This window comes from Mesorhizobium sp. M0968, assembly GCF_040319065.1.
Lineage (GTDB): Bacteria > Pseudomonadota > Alphaproteobacteria > Rhizobiales > Rhizobiaceae > Mesorhizobium.
Genome location: NZ_JAMYNL010000092.1, coordinates 1 through 826 on the forward strand (window position 1 = coordinate 1; position 826 = coordinate 826).

General features: G+C 63.6%; 1 protein-coding gene. It reads left to right on the forward strand.

The window, feature by feature from the left end; translation table 11 throughout:
- Nucleotides 1–43: 43 nt before the first annotated feature.
- On the forward strand, nt 44–820 hold the full coding sequence (gene istB / locus NKH67_RS34025; RefSeq protein WP_353033109.1) for an IS21-like element helper ATPase IstB: 777 nt from the start codon (nt 44–46) through the stop codon (nt 818–820).
- The last annotated feature ends 6 nt before the right edge of the window (nt 821–826 follow it).

The following is an 826-nucleotide window of genomic DNA, read 5'->3' on the forward strand; positions in this document are numbered from 1 at the left end:
GCCCACGCCATCGCACACCAACATCCGCGGCGGGTCCTAACCCATGCTGACACATCCAACCCTCGACCAGATGCAGGCTCTCGGCCTTGGCGGAATGGCCGCCGCCTACCAGGACCTGGCCGACCAGAGCAACGCCGACGATCTCAGCCGCGACGAGTGGCTTGGCCTGATGCTCGATCGTGAAGCCGCCATGCGTGCCGACAAGCGTCTGACCAACCGTCTCGCCGTTGCCAGGCTGCGCTTTGCCGACGCCTGCATCGAGAACATCGACTTCGCCGCGCATCGCGGGCTCGATCGGCGCAATACACTGTCGCTGGCCCAAGGCGCATGGCTGAAGGCGCACGAGAACCTCATCATCACCGGACAGACCGGCACCGGAAAGACCTGGCTGGCCTGCGCCTTCGGACGTCAGGCCGCCCGGCTCGACCATTCCGTGCTCTACCTGCGCATGCCGCGTCTGTTCGAGGATCTCGCTCTGGCGCGTCTCGACGGCCGCTTTCCCCGTCTCATAGACAAGCTGGCTCGGGTGCAACTGCTCATCCTTGACGACTGGGGCACCCACAGCCTGACCGACCAGCAGCGTCTCGATCTGCTGGAAATCTTCGAGGAACGCTACCGCCGGAAATCGACGCTGATCACCGCGCAACTGCCGACCGCCCAGTGGCACGCCATGATCGGCGAGCCGACAATCGCCGACGCCATTCTCGACCGGATCATCCACAACGCCCATCGCGTCACCCTCGAAGGCGACAGCATGAGAAAGCAAAAAACACCGCCGCTCTTGACCGGCGCCGAAAACGGCGAAATCAATCGCAAATGAGTTCAA